This window comes from Aliigemmobacter aestuarii, from assembly GCF_004799285.1.
Lineage (GTDB): Bacteria > Pseudomonadota > Alphaproteobacteria > Rhodobacterales > Rhodobacteraceae > Aliigemmobacter > Aliigemmobacter aestuarii.
Genome location: NZ_SSND01000001.1, coordinates 1,194,189 through 1,210,687 on the forward strand (window position 1 = coordinate 1,194,189; position 16,499 = coordinate 1,210,687).

The 16,499-nt window shown below is 63.0% G+C and carries 29 protein-coding genes; all 29 read right to left on the bottom strand.

The window, feature by feature from the left end; translation table 11 throughout:
• Positions 1-61: 61 nt before the first annotated feature.
• The 29 genes from rplQ to tuf all read right to left on the bottom strand — a co-directional run bounded on the left by rplQ (position 62) and on the right by tuf (position 16,427).
• Positions 62-481, bottom strand: a complete 420-nt coding sequence (gene rplQ / locus E7811_RS05775) for a 50S ribosomal protein L17 (RefSeq protein ID WP_136393589.1) — start codon at positions 479-481, stop codon at positions 62-64.
• 122 nt (positions 482-603) lie between these two features.
• A complete protein-coding gene (locus tag E7811_RS05780) occupies positions 604-1,620 on the bottom strand; it encodes a DNA-directed RNA polymerase subunit alpha (protein WP_136393590.1) in 1,017 nt (338 codons plus the stop codon).
• A 115-nt stretch (positions 1,621-1,735) separates the two neighbouring features.
• A complete protein-coding gene (gene rpsK / locus E7811_RS05785; RefSeq protein ID WP_136393591.1) occupies positions 1,736-2,134 on the bottom strand; it encodes a 30S ribosomal protein S11 in 399 nt (132 codons plus the stop codon).
• Positions 2,135-2,149: 15 nt separating this feature from the next.
• Positions 2,150-2,518, bottom strand: coding sequence for a 30S ribosomal protein S13 (gene rpsM / locus E7811_RS05790; RefSeq protein WP_136393592.1), 369 nt, complete (start codon positions 2,516-2,518; stop codon positions 2,150-2,152).
• A gap of 181 nt (positions 2,519-2,699) precedes the next feature.
• Entirely contained in the window at positions 2,700-3,353 is a 654-nt protein-coding gene (locus E7811_RS05795) for an adenylate kinase (RefSeq protein ID WP_136393593.1), read from the bottom strand.
• 12 nt (positions 3,354-3,365) lie between these two features.
• On the bottom strand, positions 3,366-4,724 hold the full coding sequence (secY, locus tag E7811_RS05800) for a preprotein translocase subunit SecY (protein WP_136393594.1): 1,359 nt from the start codon (positions 4,722-4,724) through the stop codon (positions 3,366-3,368).
• Between the two features lie 104 nt (positions 4,725-4,828).
• On the bottom strand, positions 4,829-5,302 hold the full coding sequence (gene rplO, locus E7811_RS05805) for a 50S ribosomal protein L15 (protein ID WP_136393595.1): 474 nt from the start codon (positions 5,300-5,302) through the stop codon (positions 4,829-4,831).
• Positions 5,303-5,480: 178 nt separating this feature from the next.
• On the bottom strand, positions 5,481-5,867 hold the full coding sequence (locus E7811_RS05810; RefSeq protein ID WP_136393596.1) for an ectoine synthase: 387 nt from the start codon (positions 5,865-5,867) through the stop codon (positions 5,481-5,483).
• A 135-nt stretch (positions 5,868-6,002) separates the two neighbouring features.
• Positions 6,003-6,197 carry a 50S ribosomal protein L30 gene (rpmD, locus tag E7811_RS05815; protein WP_136393597.1) on the bottom strand — a complete coding sequence of 65 codons (195 nt, stop codon included), beginning with the start codon at positions 6,195-6,197 and terminating at the stop codon, positions 6,003-6,005.
• Between the two features lie 2 nt (positions 6,198-6,199).
• Positions 6,200-6,760: a 30S ribosomal protein S5 gene (rpsE, locus tag E7811_RS05820; RefSeq protein WP_136393598.1), complete on the bottom strand. Its 561-nt coding sequence runs from the start codon at positions 6,758-6,760 to the stop codon at positions 6,200-6,202.
• Positions 6,761-6,770: 10 nt separating this feature from the next.
• Entirely contained in the window at positions 6,771-7,130 is a 360-nt protein-coding gene (gene rplR, locus E7811_RS05825) for a 50S ribosomal protein L18 (protein ID WP_136393599.1), read from the bottom strand.
• 11 nt (positions 7,131-7,141) lie between these two features.
• Positions 7,142-7,675 (bottom strand): 50S ribosomal protein L6, encoded by a 534-nt coding sequence (gene rplF, locus E7811_RS05830; protein WP_136393600.1) that lies wholly within the window; start codon positions 7,673-7,675, stop codon positions 7,142-7,144.
• A gap of 10 nt (positions 7,676-7,685) precedes the next feature.
• Positions 7,686-8,084 carry a 30S ribosomal protein S8 gene (gene rpsH, locus E7811_RS05835; RefSeq protein WP_136393601.1) on the bottom strand — a complete coding sequence of 133 codons (399 nt, stop codon included), beginning with the start codon at positions 8,082-8,084 and terminating at the stop codon, positions 7,686-7,688.
• Between the two features lie 13 nt (positions 8,085-8,097).
• A complete protein-coding gene (gene rpsN / locus E7811_RS05840; RefSeq protein ID WP_136393602.1) occupies positions 8,098-8,403 on the bottom strand; it encodes a 30S ribosomal protein S14 in 306 nt (101 codons plus the stop codon).
• Between the two features lie 20 nt (positions 8,404-8,423).
• Complete coding sequence (gene rplE, locus E7811_RS05845; protein WP_136393603.1) at positions 8,424-8,984, bottom strand: 50S ribosomal protein L5; 561 nt, start codon at positions 8,982-8,984, stop codon at positions 8,424-8,426.
• A complete protein-coding gene (gene rplX, locus E7811_RS05850; RefSeq protein ID WP_136393604.1) occupies positions 8,984-9,289 on the bottom strand; it encodes a 50S ribosomal protein L24 in 306 nt (101 codons plus the stop codon). Before rplX ends, rplE begins: the two co-directional genes overlap by 1 nt.
• A 1-nt stretch (position 9,290) precedes the next feature.
• Positions 9,291-9,659: a 50S ribosomal protein L14 gene (gene rplN, locus E7811_RS05855; protein ID WP_023666245.1), complete on the bottom strand. Its 369-nt coding sequence runs from the start codon at positions 9,657-9,659 to the stop codon at positions 9,291-9,293.
• An 80-nt stretch (positions 9,660-9,739) separates the two neighbouring features.
• Positions 9,740-9,973 carry a 30S ribosomal protein S17 gene (gene rpsQ / locus E7811_RS05860; RefSeq protein ID WP_136393605.1) on the bottom strand — a complete coding sequence of 78 codons (234 nt, stop codon included), beginning with the start codon at positions 9,971-9,973 and terminating at the stop codon, positions 9,740-9,742.
• Positions 9,974-9,984: 11 nt separating this feature from the next.
• Positions 9,985-10,191: a 50S ribosomal protein L29 gene (gene rpmC / locus E7811_RS05865; RefSeq protein WP_136393606.1), complete on the bottom strand. Its 207-nt coding sequence runs from the start codon at positions 10,189-10,191 to the stop codon at positions 9,985-9,987.
• A gap of 265 nt (positions 10,192-10,456) precedes the next feature.
• The gene (rplP, locus tag E7811_RS05870; RefSeq protein ID WP_136393607.1) at positions 10,457-10,870 is read right to left on the bottom strand and encodes a 50S ribosomal protein L16; all 414 of its coding nucleotides are present in this window, start codon (positions 10,868-10,870) and stop codon (positions 10,457-10,459) included.
• 14 nt (positions 10,871-10,884) lie between these two features.
• Positions 10,885-11,595 (bottom strand): 30S ribosomal protein S3, encoded by a 711-nt coding sequence (rpsC, locus tag E7811_RS05875; RefSeq protein WP_136393608.1) that lies wholly within the window; start codon positions 11,593-11,595, stop codon positions 10,885-10,887.
• Positions 11,595-11,975 (bottom strand): 50S ribosomal protein L22, encoded by a 381-nt coding sequence (gene rplV / locus E7811_RS05880; protein WP_136393609.1) that lies wholly within the window; start codon positions 11,973-11,975, stop codon positions 11,595-11,597. Before rplV ends, rpsC begins: the two co-directional genes overlap by 1 nt.
• Before the next feature lie 5 nt (positions 11,976-11,980).
• On the bottom strand, positions 11,981-12,259 hold the full coding sequence (rpsS, locus tag E7811_RS05885; RefSeq protein WP_136393610.1) for a 30S ribosomal protein S19: 279 nt from the start codon (positions 12,257-12,259) through the stop codon (positions 11,981-11,983).
• Between the two features lie 3 nt (positions 12,260-12,262).
• Positions 12,263-13,102, bottom strand: coding sequence for a 50S ribosomal protein L2 (gene rplB, locus E7811_RS05890; protein ID WP_136393611.1), 840 nt, complete (start codon positions 13,100-13,102; stop codon positions 12,263-12,265).
• A 128-nt stretch (positions 13,103-13,230) separates the two neighbouring features.
• The gene (locus tag E7811_RS05895; RefSeq protein WP_136393612.1) at positions 13,231-13,527 is read right to left on the bottom strand and encodes a 50S ribosomal protein L23; all 297 of its coding nucleotides are present in this window, start codon (positions 13,525-13,527) and stop codon (positions 13,231-13,233) included.
• A complete protein-coding gene (gene rplD / locus E7811_RS05900) occupies positions 13,524-14,144 on the bottom strand; it encodes a 50S ribosomal protein L4 (RefSeq protein WP_136393613.1) in 621 nt (206 codons plus the stop codon). The genes E7811_RS05895 and rplD overlap by 4 nt, the downstream gene beginning before the upstream one ends.
• On the bottom strand, positions 14,141-14,863 hold the full coding sequence (gene rplC, locus E7811_RS05905) for a 50S ribosomal protein L3 (protein WP_136393614.1): 723 nt from the start codon (positions 14,861-14,863) through the stop codon (positions 14,141-14,143). The genes rplD and rplC overlap by 4 nt, the downstream gene beginning before the upstream one ends.
• Positions 14,864-14,875: 12 nt before the next feature.
• Positions 14,876-15,184: a 30S ribosomal protein S10 gene (gene rpsJ / locus E7811_RS05910; RefSeq protein ID WP_023666234.1), complete on the bottom strand. Its 309-nt coding sequence runs from the start codon at positions 15,182-15,184 to the stop codon at positions 14,876-14,878.
• Positions 15,185-15,251: 67 nt separating this feature from the next.
• Positions 15,252-16,427: an elongation factor Tu gene (gene tuf, locus E7811_RS05915; RefSeq protein ID WP_136393615.1), complete on the bottom strand. Its 1,176-nt coding sequence runs from the start codon at positions 16,425-16,427 to the stop codon at positions 15,252-15,254.
• Positions 16,428-16,499: the final 72 nt, after the last annotated feature.

Here is a 16,499-nt window from a genome sequence, read left to right on the forward strand (position 1 = left end):
CGGCCATGAAAAAGGCCCGCCGAGGGCGGGCCTTTCACCAGTTTTCACTGGGTTTTTCCGATTATTCCTCGGTGGCTTCCTCGGCCGCGGCGCGGGCGTGGTCGGCCGCACCCTTGGCAGAAGTGTCACGGTCAACGAATTCGATGATCGCCATCGGCGCCATGTCGCCATAGCGGAAACCGGCCTTCAGGACGCGAACGTAGCCGCCGTTGCGTTCCTTGTAGCGGGGGCCGAGCACTTCGAACAGGCGTGCGACATGCATGTCCTGCTTCAGCTGGGCAGCCGCCTGGCGGCGGGCGTGCAGATCGCCCCGCTTGGCCAGCGTGATCAGCTTTTCGATGATCGGGCGCAGTTCCTTGGCCTTGGGCAGGGTCGTCTTGATCTGCTCATGCTCGATCAGCGAGCCGGCCATGTTGGCGAACAGCGCCTTGCGGTGTTCGTGGGTGCGGTTCAGGCGGCGATAGCCACGGGCGTGACGCATGTGTTTTCTCCTTACGTCTCTTTTGCTTTGTCAGAGGCGGGCCTGTGCGTTGCAGGCCCGCTCGCCTTGGGGCTTGCGCCCATGTGGTCCCCGGCAGATCCGGGCATTTTCCCGTTCGTCGATCAGAAGTGATCTTCGAAACGCTTGGCCAGATCCTCGATGTTTTCCGGCGGCCAGTCTTCGACATCCATGCCGAGGTGCAGGCCCATGCCCGAAAGCACTTCCTTGATCTCGTTCAGCGACTTGCGGCCGAAGTTCGGGGTGCGCAGCATCTCGGCCTCGGTCTTCTGGATCAGATCGCCTATGTAGACGATGTTGTCGTTCTTCAGGCAGTTGGCCGAGCGGACCGACAGTTCCAGTTCGTCCACCTTCTTCAGCAGAAGCGGGTTGAACTCCAGTCCGGTGTCCATCTCCTGCTTCGATGCCGATTCCGGCTCTTCGAAGTTCACGAAAACGGCCAGCTGATCCTGAAGGATGCGCGCGGCATAGGCCACGGCGTCCTCGGGCGTCAGCGCACCGTTGGTTTCCACCTTCATCGTCAGCTTGTCATAGTCCAGCACCTGCCCCTCGCGGGTGGGCTGCACTTCGTAGCTGACCTTCTTGACCGGCGAGAAGATCGCGTCGATGGCGATCAGGCCGATCGGGGCATCCTCGGGCTTGTTCTTGTCGGCCGAGACATAGCCCTTGCCCGTATTCACGGTCAGTTCCATGTACAGGTCGGCGCCCTCGTCCAGGTGGCAGATCACGTGATCCTTGTTCAGGATCTCGATGCCGTTGGATTCCGAAATGTCGCCCGCGGTCACGACGCCCGGCCCCTTGGCCGAGATCGAAAGGCGCTTCGGCCCCTCGACTTCCATCTTGATCGCCACGCCCTTGAGGTTCAGGACGATGTCGGTCACATCCTCACGGACACCGGCTACCGACGAGAATTCGTGCAGGACGTTGTCGATCTGCACGCTGGTGATCGCACCACCCTGCAGCGAGGACATCAGGACGCGGCGCAGCGCGTTGCCCAGGGTCAGGCCGAAGCCCCGCTCAAGCGGTTCGGCGATGACGGTCGCGGTGCGCGAGGCATCCGGCCCCGGCTTCACGACGAGCTGCGTCGGCTTGATAAGTTCCTGCCAGTTCTTGTGGATCATGCGAGTGCCTCCATTCTTGTCCGCAGCCCATGTCCATTAGCGGCGGACGCCCGAGGATCATCAAATAACGTGATCGGGCCGCGCGGAACGCGCGGCCCGACCGGAAAACCAGCGATCAGACGCGGCGACGCTTGGGCGGGCGGCAGCCGTTGTGCGCCAGCGGCGTAACATCGCGGATCGACGTGATGTTGAAGCCGATGGCAGCCAGCGCGCGCAGCGCCGATTCACGGCCCGAACCGGGGCCCTGCACTTCGACTTCCAGCGTCTTCACGCCATGTTCCTGCGCCTTGCGCCCGGCGTCCTCGGCAGCCATCTGAGCGGCGTAGGGCGTCGACTTGCGCGAGCCCTTGAAGCCCATCGTGCCGGCCGACGACCACGAGATGGCGTTGCCCTGAACGTCCGAGATCAGGATCTTGGTGTTGTTGAACGACGAGTTCACATGCGCCACACCAGCGGCGATGTTCTTGCGTTCCTTGCGCTTGGTGCGCGCTGCGGCTTTGGTATCGCGAGCCATTGGTCCTGCCTCCCCTTACTTCTTCTTGCCGGCGATCGGCTTCGCCGGGCCCTTGCGGGTGCGGGCGTTGGTGTGGGTGCGCTGGCCGCGCACGGGCAGGTTCTTGCGGTGACGCAGGCCACGATAGCAGCCGAGGTCCATCAGACGCTTGATGTTCATGCCGACTTCGCGACGCAGGTCGCCTTCGACGGTGAAGTTGGCGTCGATGTATTCGCGGATCGACAGCACTTCGGAATCCGACAGTTCGTTCACGCGGCGGGCGCGGTCGATGCTGAGGGCTTCGCAGATCTGTTCGGCGAAGTGGGGGCCGATGCCGTGGATGTAGGTGAGGGCGATCGGAACGCGTTTTCCGGTCGGAATGTTGACGCCAGCAATACGTGCCACGCGTGTATCCTTTTCTGTTGCGGTTCCGTAGCGCCAGAACCTTTTTTCACAACTGGCCGGGGCGCGTGGCCCTGACCGGCGATGTTCCCAATGCGGGATGACCCGGACCAAGCAGATTCGCTGTCGGGACGCCGTGACTTATGGGGTTTTCAACGGGGCGTCAAGGCCCGGAACGCCAAAGTCACGACTTGTCAAGAACCTTGGCGATGCTGTCCGCGACCGCATCCATCTCGGCCAGCCCGTCCACGGATCGAAGCTGCCCCTTGGCATAGTAATAGCCGATCAGGGGCGAGGTCTTCTTGTAGTATTCCATGAGGCGGGTCTTCAGCGCCTCTTCGTTGTCGTCGGCGCGCCGCTTCATCTCGTGCCCGCCGCAGACATCGCATGTGCCTGCGACCTGCGTCGGTTTCGTCTCGTCATGATAGACCGCGCCGCAGGTGCCGCAGGTGTAGCGTCCGGTGATCCGGCGGACGAGGGCGGCATCATCCACCTGCATCTCGATCACCGCGTCCAGCGTCTGCCCCAGGCGCGCCATCAGGGCGCCAAGGGCATCGGCCTGTTTCAGCGTCCGGGGGAACCCGTCGAAGATGAAGCCGCCGCCCGCCGGGCCGGTCAGCCGTTCCTCGATCAGGCCGATGACGATCTCGTCCGTCACCAGTTGGCCCTTTTCCATCACGTCCGCGACGCGGCGGCCCATCTCGGTGCCGCTGGTCATCGCCTCGCGCAGCATGTCGCCGGTTGAGAGCTGCACCATCGCGCGTTCGTCAACCAGACGCTTGGCCTGCGTGCCCTTGCCCGCGCCGGGCGGGCCCAGAAGGATGATGTTCTTCCCCATCGCCCGGACCCGTCAGCGACGGATCGGGCTGCGGTTGCCCGTGCGTTTCTTGCCGCGCAGCTGCGACTTTTCGATCAGGCCTTCGTACTGATGCGCCAGAAGGTGCGACTGGACCTGGTTGATCGTGTCCATCGTCACCGAAACCACGATCAGCACCGAGGTACCGCCGAAGTAGAACGGGATGGCCAGTTGGTTGCGCAGGATCTCGGGCAGGAGGCAGACCGCCACCAGATAGAGCGACCCGAATACGAGGATGCGGTTGACGACGTATTCAAGATATTCCTCGGTCTTCTTGCCGGGGCGGATGCCGGGCACGAAACCGTTCTGGTTCTTCAGGTTCTCGGCCACGTCCTCGACCTTGAAGGCCACGTTCGCGGTGTAGAAATACGCGAAGAACACGATCATGCCGGCATAGAACGCCAGATAAAGCGGCTGCCCCGGGCCGAAATAGGCAAGGATCGTCGACATGATCGGCCCGGTCTGGTTGCCCGAGAAGGTCGAGATCGTGACCGGCAGCAGCAAGAGCGACGAGGCAAAGATCGCCGGGATCACGCCCGAGGGGTTCACCTTGATCGGCAGGTGCGACGAGCCGCCGTCATAGATCTTCATCCCGACCTGGCGCCGGGGATACTGGATGTGGATCTTGCGCAGGGCGCGTTCCATGAAGACGACAAAGGCGATCACCACGACCACCATCACCAGGACGCCGATGATCACGGCGGGCGACAGCGCGCCCGAACGGCCCTGGCTGAAGAATTGCGCCAGCGCAGCAGGAATCTCGGCCACGATGCCGACGAAGATGATCAGCGAGATGCCGTTGCCGATGCCCCGCGCGGTGATCTGTTCGCCCAGCCACATCAGGAACATCGTCCCGCCGACAAGCGTGATGACGCAGGCGATGCGGAAGAACATGCCCGGATCATGCGCCAGTTCGCCGGCCTCAAGGCTCATGGCGATGCCCCAGGCCTGGAACGTGGCCAGCGCGACCGTGCCGTACCGGGTGTATTGGTTCAGCTTCTTGCGGCCCTGTTCGCCCTCTTTCTTCAGCTGTTCCAGCGACGGCACCATGGCCGACAGAAGCTGCACGATGATCGAGGCCGAGATATAGGGCATGATCCCCAGTGCGAAGATCCCCATCCGGCTGATCGCGCCCCCGGTGAACATGTTGAGGATGCCACCAAGGCCCGCCTGCACGTCCGACATGAACTCACGCAGGGCCGCGCCGTCGATCCCGGGTACCGGGATGTAGGTGCCGATCCGGTAGACGATCAGCAGACCGAGGGTGAAGAAGATGCGTTGACGAAGATCGGTCGCCTTGCCGAACGCCCCCCACGAGAGGTTCGCGGCCATTTGCTCTGCTGCGGATGCCATGTTCCGGTGCTCTTTCATGCGTGCGCCGCCGAACCGGTTTCCGGTCGGCGGCGCGGGAAAACCTGTGCTGTGATGTAAGCGGTCCTGTGACTGCTCACAACCAATTATTCAGCAGCGGCCGCCGCCTTGACGGTCAGCGTGCCACCGGCGGCCTTCACGGCCTCGACAGCGGCAGCCGAAGCGCCCGTCACGACGAGGTTGACCTTCGACTTGATCTCGCCCTTGTTCAGGATGCGGATGCCGTCGCGCTTATTCGAGGTCAGGCCGGCCGCGACCAGCGCGTCCTCGGTGATCTCGCCCTTGGCGTCGAGCTTGCCCAGACCGATGAACTTTTCGATCAGGCCAAGGTTGATGACGGCGTATTCCAGCCGGTTGGGCTTCGAGAAGCCGCGCTTCGGCAGGCGGCGATAAAGCGGCATCTGGCCGCCTTCGTAGCCACCCAGAGCCACGCCCGAACGCGATTTCTGGCCCTTGATACCGCGACCGGCGGTCTTGCCCTTGCCCGAACCCGGGCCGCGCGCAACGCGCTTTTTCTTGCGGGCCGCGCCTTCGTTGTCGCGCAGTTCATTCAGTTTCATGTCGCATACTCCTTGGCCGGAAGGTCCCTACCTGCGACGGATGGGGACAACACGGCATTTCTTGTTGATTCCCGTGGCCACCAACGGCCACCGGGGGCGTATAGTGCCTGTGGGACGGCTTGGCAAGGATGACAGTCCCTGCCAGTCAGCGCGCGGGGGTCGCGCAGGATGGGCGCCGTCAGTCTGCCGCAGGGTAGCTGCCGCTTTCATCATGCACCTCGCGCCCGGTCAGTGCGGGCGTGAAGACGCAGATGATCCGCATGTCGCCCTTCCGCGCGCGCAGGATGTGCGGCTCGTGCCGGTCAAGCACATAGACGGTGCCGGGGCCAAGCGGGAACACCTCGCCGGTCAGGGCATTCTCAACCTCGCCCTCGCCTTCGATCACATAGTTCGTCTCGACGTGGTTCTTGTATTCCAGCCGCTGTTCGCTGCCTTCCCGGCAGATCGTGTCATGCAGCGAATAGCCCAGCCTGTCGGCGGCCAGCAGGATGCGGCGGCTTTCAAAGGCCGCACCCTTCACATGGGCGGCGGTTCCGATGACAGAGGCAAGCGAACGGACGATCATGGCGGGTTTCCTTCTGGTCAATGCCGGCAGACTAGACCCGATGCGCCCCTGCGTCACGCTGCAAACGCGCGGGTTGAAACGCAGAACGCCCCGCGTTGCCGCAGGGCGTTCGGTGTTTTCGACGGGGCCGAAGGATCAGCCGCGCTCTTCGATGATCTGCACGAGGTGCGGGATCTTGTTGACCATGCCGCGGATCGACGGCGTGTCTTCTAGTTCCCGGGTGCGGTTCATCTTGTTCAGGCCCAGGCCCTTGAGGACCGCGGTCTGAACGGCCGGACGGCGGGCCGCCGAGCGGACCTGCTTCACGACGATGGTTTTCTTCGCAGCCATGATCAGGCCTCCACGGTTTCGGCTTCGGGCTTCTTGAGGATGTCAGCCACCTTCTTGCCACGACGCGAGGCGACGTTGCGGGGGCTGGCTTCCTTCTTGAGGCCGTCGATGGTGGCGCGGATCATGTTGTAGGGGTTCTGCGACCCCAGCGACTTGGCCACGACGTCCTGGATGCCCAGCATTTCGAAGACGGCGCGCATCGGGCCGCCCGCGATGATGCCGGTACCGGCGACGGCGGTCCGCATCACGACCTTGCCCGCGCCATGGCGGCCTTCGATGTCGTGGTGCAGGGTGCGCGCATCCTTCAGCGGCACGCGGATCATCTGGCGCTTGGCCTGTTCCGTTGCCTTGCGGATCGCCTCCGGCACTTCCTTGGCCTTGCCTTTGCCAAAGCCGACGCGGCCGCGCTGGTCGCCCACCACCACGAGTGCGGCAAAGCCAAAGCGCTTGCCACCCTTCACGGTCTTGGACACGCGGTTGATCGCCACCAGACGATCGGCGAATTCCGGGGTTTCCTCGCGCGCTTCCGAGCGGCGTTCCCGGCGGTTTTCACGTTCTGCCATGATCGTCTCCTTAGAACTTCAGGCCGCCTTCACGGGCAGCGTCGGCCAAAGCCTTGATCTTCCCGTGAAAGAGGAAACCACCGCGGTCGAAGTAGCATTCTTCGACGCCGGCCTTCTTCGCGCGCTCGGCGATGGTGGCACCCACCTTCGCCGCCGCTTCGAGGTTGTTCTTGCCGACGAAGCCCAGATCCTTTTCCAGGGTCGAGGCCGCCGCAATCGTGACACCGCGCACGTCGTCGATCAGCTGAACGCTGATGTTCTTCGAGGAACGGTGGACCGACAGGCGCGCACGCCCGTTGGCCATGGACTTGATCTTGTTCCGTACGCGCAGGCGGCGCTTGAGGAACAGCTCTCGTTTGTTGTTCGCCATTTTTGCGCCCCTTACTTCTTCTTGCCTTCCTTGCGGAAGATGTACTCATCCTTGTAGCGGATGCCCTTGCCCTTGTAGGGCTCGGGACGACGCCACTCGCGGATGTTCGCTGCGACCTGACCGACCTGCTGCTGGTCGATGCCCTCGACGATGATTTCGGTCGGCTTCGGCGCGGTCACGGTGACCCCCTTCGGCACTTCGAAATTCACTTCGTGGCTGTAGCCCAGCGACAGTTTCAGGATGTTACCGGCCACGGCGGCACGGAAACCGACGCCCTGGATTTCCAGTTCCTTCTTGAAACCGTCGGTCACGCCGATGACCAGGTTCTCCACCATCGAGCGGGCCATACCCCACTGCTGGCGGGCGCGCTTAGAAGTGCCGCGCGGGGTCACCTTGACGGTGCCCTCTTCCATGGTCAGCGTCACGTCATCGGTCGCGGTAAAGCTGCGGGTGCCCTTCGGACCCTTCACCTCGATCGACTGACCGGAGATCTGGGCCGACACGCCTTTCGGCAGGGCGACGGGTTTTTTCCCAATACGAGACATCTACACCTCCTTAGAATACGGTGCAGAGCACTTCGCCGCCAACATTGGCGGAACGTGCAGCTGCATCCGACATCACGCCTTTCGGCGTGGAGACGATGGAGACGCCCAGACCGTTGCGCACGGACGGGATGTCCTTGACACCCATGTACACGCGGCGGCCCGGCTTGGAGACGCGCTTGAGTTCACGGATGACCGGGGTGCCTTCGAAGTACTTCAGGCTGATCACCAGGTCGCCCTGGCCATTGCCGGTTGCCACGCGCTCATAGCCGCGGATGTAGCCTTCGTCAGCCAGCACATCCAGAACCCAGGCGCGCAGTTTCGAGGCGGGGGTGGTCACGGTCGACTTGCCACGCATCTGCGCATTGCGGATGCGGGTCAGCATATCGCCGAGAGGATCGTTCATCGACATTTGCCGTTCCTCCTTACCAGCTCGACTTCACCATGCCCGGGATCTGGCCGAACGAGGCCAGTTCACGCAGCATGATGCGGCTGAGCTTGAGCTTGCGATAATAGGCGTGCGGACGGCCCGTCAGCTGGCAGCGGTTGTGCAGCCGGGTTGCGGACGAGTTGCGCGGCAGGCCGGCCAGCTTGAGCTGGGCCTTGAAGCGCTCTTCCATCGGCAGGTCCTGGTTCCGCGCGATGTCCTTCAGCGCGGCGCGCTTGGAAGCGTACACCTTCACGAGGTGCGCCCGCTTCTTCTCGCGTTCGATCATGGATTTCTTAGCCATAAGTCCTTGTCCTCCCGCGATCAGCTGGTGAAGGGCATGTTGAAATGCTTCAACAGCGCCTTGGCTTCCGCGTCGGTCTTCGCGGTGGTGCAGATGATGATGTCCATCCCGAGCACTTCATCGACCTTGTCGAAGTTGATCTCGGGGAACACGATGTGTTCCTTCAGGCCCATCGCATAGTTGCCACGGCCGTCGAACGAATTTCCCTTCACGCCGCGGAAGTCACGAACGCGCGGCAGCGCGATGGTGATCAGGCGGTCAAGGAATTCATACATACGGTCGCCGCGCAGCGTGACCTTGCAGCCAAGCGGCATTTCCTCGCGGACACGGAAACCGGCGATCGACTTCTTGGCCTTGGTGATCACGGCCTTCTGGCCGGCGATCTGCGACAGTTCCTCGGCGGCCTGCTTCACCTTCTTGGTGTCCTTGACCGCTTCGCCGACGCCCATGTTCAGGACGATCTTGTCCAGACGCGGGATCTGCATGTCGTTCTTGTAGGCGAACTCTTCTTTCATCGCCGCGCGGATCTTGGCCTTGTACTGGGCCTTCATGCGCGGGGTGTAGGTGGCTGCGTCCAGCATCAGATCGCCTCCCCGGTCGATTTGGCGTAACGCACCTTCTTGTCGCCTTCCATGCGGAAGCCGACGCGAGTGGCCTTGCCGTTCTTGTCAACGATGGCGAGGTTCGACAGGTCGATCGGCATCGCCTTGGGCAGGCGGCCGCCCTGGCTTGCCGCGGACTGCTTGGTGTGACGGATGGCAACGTTCACGCCATCGACGATCGCCTTGTTTTCCTTGGGCATGACGGCGGTGATTTCGCCCTGCTTGCCCTTGTCCTTGCCGGTGAGCACGACGACGGTGTCGCCTTTTTTCAGCTTCGCAGCCATGTCAGAGCACCTCCGGAGCCAGCGAGATGATCTTCATGAAGTTCTTGGCACGCAGCTCGCGCACGACCGGCCCGAAGATACGGGTGCCGACCGGTTCGCCTTGGTTGTTCAGGATGACGGCGGCGTTGCGGTCGAAGCGGATGGAGGTGCCGTCTTCACGGCGAACTTCCTTGGCGGTGCGGACGACAACGGCCTTGCGGACGTCACCCTTCTTCACACGGCCTTTCGGAATCGCCTCCTTGACCGACACCACGATGATGTCGCCCACAGAGGCATAGCGGCGATGCGAGCCGCCCAGAACCTTGATGCACTGAACTCGGCGTGCGCCGGAGTTATCAGCAACATCCAGATTGGTCTGCATCTGGATCATTCGGTTTCTCCCGACCTTTGGGGACGCTCATGCAGCTGATCGCCCCAGGGTTTCGATTGACGAAAGACGGTCGTCAGGCCTCAGGCCTCGACAACGACCGTCCAGCGTTTGGTCTTCGAAATCGGCGCGCACTCTTCGATGCGAACGGTGTCACCGACCTTGAATTTGTTTTCCGCGTCGTGCGCCCGGTATTTCTTGGACTTACGAACGGTCTTTTGCAGCAACGGGTGCTTGAAGCGGCGTTCCACCAGAACGGTGATGGTCTGGTCGTTCTTGTCGCTCGTCACGGTGCCTTGCAGGATGCGTTTGGGCATGTGCGTGCTCCTCAGTTCGACGCAGCCGCTTCGGCGGCCTTCTGGTTCAGAACGGTCTTGATGCGAGCCACGTCCTTCTTGACGGCGCGCATGCGGGCCGTGTTCTCAAGCTGGCCGGTGGCCTGCTGGAAGCGCAGGTTGAAGGCTTCCTTCTTCAGCTGAACGAGCTGATCGCGCAGCTGATCGGGGGTCTTGCCCCGGAGTTCCTTGGCGTCCATCGCCTGTGTTCCTTTCGACATCACCAGAGGGCCCCCGAGTTTGGCGCAGGGTCACCTTTGACCTGGTGGATCAATGAAAACCGGCGATTCCGAGTCGCCCCGGAACCGCAGGATGCGTCCCTCTACAGGAGGGGGGCGGGAAGGGCAAGCGAAATGTCGGGAAATGCGTCTTTCGCCGGAACCGCCCACGGTTCTGCACTGAAATCAAAAACCCCCGCCGTTCCCGGCGGGGGTTTTCCTGATCCGGGGGATGGCCCCGAAATCCTTACCAGTCTTCGCGGGCAACGACGCGGGTCGTGACCGGAAGCTTCATCGCGCCAAGGCGCAGGGCTTCACGCGCGATCACTTCGGACACGCCGTCGATCTCGAACATGATGCGGCCCGGCTTGACCTTGCAGGCCCAGTAATCGACCGAACCCTTGCCCTTACCCATACGCACTTCGGTCGGCTTCGACGACACCGGCACATCGGGGAACACGCGGATCCAGACCCGGCCCTGACGCTTCATGTGGCGGGTAATCGCGCGGCGGGCCGCTTCGATCTGCCGCGCGGTGACGCGCTCGGGTTCAGTGGCCTTCAGCGCGAAGGACCCGAAGTTCAGCAGGAAGCCGCCCTTCGCCTCGCCGTGGATACGGCCCTTGTGCTGTTTGCGGAACTTTGTCCGTTTCGGTTGCAGCATTGTCTTCTACTCCCTTACGCGCGCTCGCGGCGCGGGCCGCGGGGTGCAGCACCGTCCTGAGCTTCGGCAGCGCGGCGGTCACGGGCCTGAGGATCGTGCTCAAGGATTTCGCCTTTGAAGATCCAGACCTTCACGCCGATGATGCCGTAGGGCGTTTCCGCCTCGGACAGCGCATAGTCGATGTCGGCGCGCAGCGTGTGCAGCGGCACGCGGCCTTCGCGGTACCATTCGGTGCGCGCGATTTCCGCGCCGCCCAGACGGCCCGACACGTTCACCCGGATACCCAGGGCGCCCATGCGCATCGCGTTCTGCACGCCACGCTTCATGGCGCGACGGAAGGACACGCGGCGCTCCATCTGCTGGGCGATCGACTCGGCCACCAGTTGGGCGTCAAGCTCGGGCTTGCGCACTTCGACGATGTTCAGGTGCAGTTCCGACGCGGTGAACGCCGACAGCTTCTTGCGCAGCGTTTCGATGTCGGCGCCCTTCTTGCCGATGATCACACCCGGACGCGCGGTGTGAATGGTCACACGGCACTTCTTGTGGGGGCGTTCGATGATCACGCGGCTGACACCGGCCTGCTTGGCCTCTTCATGGATGAACTCGCGCATGCGCAGGTCTTCCAGAAGAAGATTGCCGTAGTCCTTCGATTCAGCGAACCAGCGGCTGTCCCAGGTGCGGTTCACCTGCAGGCGCATCCCGATGGGGTTTACCTTCTGACCCATTACGCAGTCTCCCCTTTCTGACGCACCTTGATGGTGATTTCCGAGAACGGCTTCATGATCTTGCCGAACCGGCCACGGGCGCGCGGACGGCCCCGCTTCATCACCAGGTTCTTGCCGCACCAGGCCTCGGCGACGATCAGTTCGTCGACGTCCAGCCCGTGGTTGTTCTCGGCGTTGGCCACGGCCGACTGCAGGCACTTCAGCACGTCCTGCGCGATCCGCTTCTTCGAGAAGGTCAGGTCGGCGATCGCCTTGTCGACCTTCTTGCCGCGGATCAGGCCGGCGACGAGGTTCAGCTTCTGCGGCGAGGTGCGAAGCATGCGCGATTTCGCCATTGCTTCGTTGTCGGCCACGCGGCGCGGATTCTTTTCCTTACCCATGACGCTTACTTCCTCTTGGCTTTCTTGTCGGCGGCGTGACCGTAGTAGGTCCGCGTCGGCGAATATTCACCGAACTTCTGGCCGATCATCTCTTCGGTGACGTTCACCGGGATGTGCTTCTTGCCGTTGTAGACGCCGAAGGTCAGGCCCACGAATTGCGGCAGGATGGTGGAGCGGCGCGACCAGATCTTGATCACATCGCTTTTGCCCGATTCCCGGGCTTTCTCGGCCTTCTTGAGCACGTAGGCATCAACGAAAGGCCCCTTCCAGACAGAACGAGACATGGATTAGCGACCCTTCTTCTTCGCGTGGCGCGAGCGGACGATGTACTTGTCCGTCTGCTTGTTCGAGCGGGTCCGGTTGCCCTTGGTGCCCTTGCCCCACGGCGTGACCGGATGGCGGCCGCCCGAAGTGCGGCCTTCGCCGCCGCCGTGCGGGTGATCGATCGGGTTCATGGCAACACCGCGCACCGTCGGGCGAACGCCCTTGTGGCGCATGCGGCCGGCCTTGCCGTAGTTCTGGTTCGAGTTGTCGGGGTTCGACACGGCACCGACGGTGGCCATGCATTCCTGACGCACCATCCGCAGTTCGCCCGAGGACAGACGGATCTGCGCGTAGCCGCCATCGCGACCGACGAACTGGGCATAGGTGCCCGCGGCGCGCGCCAGCTGACCGCCCTTGCCGGGCTTCAGTTCGACGTTGTGCACGATCGTGCCGATCGGCATGCCCGAGAAGGGCATAGCGTTGCCCGGCTTCACGTCGGTCTTGGCGCCGGCGATCACGCTGTCGCCCACGGCCAGACGCTGAGGCGCCAGGATATAGGCCAGCTCGCCGTCTTCATACTTGACCAGCGCAATGAAGGCCGTCCGGTTGGGATCGTATTCGATCCGCTCGACCGTCGCGGCCATGTCGAACTTGTTGCGCTTGAAATCCACCACGCGATAGAGGCGCTTTGCCCCACCGCCCTTGTGCCACATCGTGACGCGTCCGGTATTGTTCCGGCCACCGGTCTTCGTCAAACCCTCGGTGAGGGCTTTGACCGGACGGCCTTTCCAAAGCTCCGAACGGTCGATCAGAACCAGCCCACGCTGGCCAGGCGTCGTCGGCTTATACGACTTCAGTGCCATGCTTTCTGTCTTCCGTCAGCTTGAGGGTCAGGTAGGGCCTGACCCGGGGTTATAGGGCTCCGAAGATCCCCGATTCATAAAACCCACGGCCCCGGAAACCCGGGGCCGCGAGATTCGCTGGGCTTCTATCAGAGGCCCGACGCCACGTCGATAGTGTTCCCCTCCTCGAGGGTCACATAGGCCTTCTTCTTGTCCGAACGGACGCCGGGGCGGCCGCGGAAACGCTTGGTCTTGCCCTTGGTGACGACGGTGTTCACCGCCTTCACCTTGACGCCGAACACAGCCTCGACCGCTTCCTTGATCTGCGGCTTGGTCGCGTCCATGTCGACCTGAAACACGACCGCACCGTTTTCCGAGGCCATGGTAGCCTTTTCGGTGATGATCGGCTTCTTGATCACGTCGTAATGTTCGGGTTTCACGCTCATTTCAGACGAGCCTCCAGAGCTTCGACACCGGCCTTCGTGATCACCAGGTGGTCACGACGCAGGATGTCATAGACGTTGGCGCCGATCGACGGCAGCACGTCGATACCTTCGACGTTGCGCGCCGCCTTGGCGAAGTTTTCGTCCACCGAAGCGCCATCGATGATCAGGACGCGCTTCCAGCCCAGTTCCTTGGCGGCCTTCACCAGCGCCGAGGTCTTGGCCTCGGCCATGGTGGCGGCGTCCAGGATCACCAGTTCACCCGCCTTGGCCTTGGCCGAAAGCGCGTGCCGCAGACCCAGGGCGCGGAACTTCTTGGGCAGGTCATGGGCGTGGCTGCGGGGCGTCGGGCCCTTGTAGACACCACCATGACGGAAGATCGGCGCCTTGCGGGACCCGTGGCGGGCGCCACCGGTGCCTTTCTGGCGGTAGATCTTCTTGGTCGAATAGCTGACGTCCGACTTGCCCAGAACCGAGTGGGTCCCTGCCTGCGCCTTGGCGCGCTGCCAGCGGACAACGCGGTGCAGGATGTCGGCGCGCGGCTCGAGCCCGAACAGCGCGTCGTCAAGATCGATCGAACCGGCCTTCTTGCCGTCCAGCTTGATCACGTCGAGTTTCATGCTTCACCCCCTTCAGCGGGCGCTTCGGCGGCGACGGGCGCAGCAGCCGAACGGATCGCGGCCGGGCGCGGCGCGTCCTTCAGCGCGGGCTTCTTCACCGCGTCCTTGATGGTGACCCAGCCACCCTTCGATCCGGGCACGGCGCCCTTCACGAGGATCAGGCCGCGTTCGGCGTCGGTGCGGACGACCTGCAGGTTCTGCGTGGTCACGCGCACGGCACCCAGATGGCCGGCCATCTTCTTGCCCTTGAACACCTTGCCGGGATCCTGGCACTGACCAGTCGAACCGTGCGAACGGTGGCTGATCGACACACCGTGCGAGGCGCGCAGACCACCGAAGTTGTGCCGCTTCATCGCACCGGCAAAGCCTTTACCGATCGAGGTGCCGGCGATGTCCACGAACTGGCCCGCCAGATAGTGATCGGCGGTGATTTCGGCACCGACGTCGATCAGGTTGTCCGGGCTGACGCGGAATTCGGCGATCTTGCGCTTCGGTTCCACATTCGCCTTGGCGAAGTGGCCACGCTGCGCGGCCGAAGTCCGTTTGGCCTTGGCATTGCCCGCGCCGAGCTGGACGGCGGTGTAGCCATCCTTGTCAGCGGTGCGCTGCGCCACGACCTGCAGGTTGTCCAGTTGAAGAACGGTCACAGGAACCTGCTTGCCGTCTTCCAGGAACAGCCGGGTCATCCCCAGCTTCTTTGCGATAACTCCAGAGCGCATCGTCATGCCCCCTTACACTTTGATCTCGACGTCCACGCCGGCCGCGAGGTCGAGCTTCATCAGCGCGTCCACGGTCTGCGGGGTCGGGTCCACGATGTCGAGAAGACGCTTGTGCGTCCGGATTTCCCACTGGTCGCGCGACTTCTTGTCGATGTGCGGACCACGGAGAACCGTGAACTTCTCGATCTTGTTCGGCAGCGGGATCGGGCCGCGCACCTGCGCGCCGGTCCGCTTCGCCGTGTTCACGATTTCCTGCGTGCTGGCATCCAGGACGCGGTAATCGAAGGCTTTCAGCCGGATGCGGATGGTCTGTCCTTGCATCTCTTTTTTCCTTTTAGAACATTGGGGTGGGCCCGAAGACCCACCCAAGAGGTTCTGTTTCGTTTAATCAGGCGATGATTTTCGAGACGACGCCTGCGCCGACGGTGCGGCCGCCTTCGCGGATGGCGAAGCGCAGCTTCTCTTCCATCGCGATCGGGGCGATCAGCTCCACCTCGAACTTCAGGTTGTCGCCCGGCATCACCATCTCGGTGCCTTCCGGCAGCTTCACCGTGCCCGTCACGTCGGTCGTGCGGAAGTAGAACTGCGGACGGTAGTTCGCGAAGAACGGCGTGTGGCGGCCGCCTTCTTCCTTCGTCAGGATGTAGGCCTCGGCCTCGAACTTCGTGTGCGGCTTCACCGAACCCGGCTTGCACAGCACCTGGCCGCGCTCCACGCCGTCACGGTCAACGCCACGCAGCAGCGCGCCGATGTTGTCGCCCGCCTCGCCGCGATCCAGAAGCTTGCGGAACATCTCGACGCCCGTGCAGACCGACTTCTTCGTGTCGCGGATGCCCACGATCTCGACTTCGTCGCCCACGTTGATCACGCCACGCTCCACACGGCCCGTCACAACGGTGCCGCGGCCCGAGATCGAGAACACGTCCTCGATCGGCATCAGGAACGGCTGGTCGACAGCACGCGCCGGCGTCGGGATGTATTCGTCCACAGCCTTCATCAGCGCGCGGATCGAGTTCTCGCCGATCTCCGGGTCCTCGCCGATCATCGCCTTGTGCGCCGAACCCTTGATGATCGGGGTGTCGTCGCCGGGATATTCGTAGGACGACAGAAGCTCGCGCACTTCCATCTCCACCAGTTCCAGCAGTTCCTCGTCATCCACGAGGTCAACCTTGTTCATGTAGACCACGATGTAGGGAATGCCCACCTGACGGCCCAGCAGGATGTGCTCGCGCGTCTGCGGCATCGGGCCGTCCGAAGCGGCCACAACCAGGATCGCGCCGTCCATCTGCGCCGCACCCGTGATCATGTTCTTCACATAGTCCGCGTGGCCGGGGCAGTCGACGTGCGCGTAGTGACGCGCTTCCGTCTCGTATTCCACATGCGCCGTCGAGATCGTGATCCCCCGCGCACGCTCTTCCGGCGCGCCGTCAATCTGGTCGTAGGCACGGAATTCCCCGTAATACTTCGTGATCGCAGCCGTCAGCGTCGTCTTCCCGTGGTCAACGTGGCCAATCGTGCCAATGTTCACGTGCGGTTTATTCCGTTCAAACTTTGCCTTTGCCATGGTGGCATCTCCTTGTTCGATGTTGCGGGCGGCGGGGTTAACCCCGCCCTACAGGGCTGGTAGGGCGGGGTT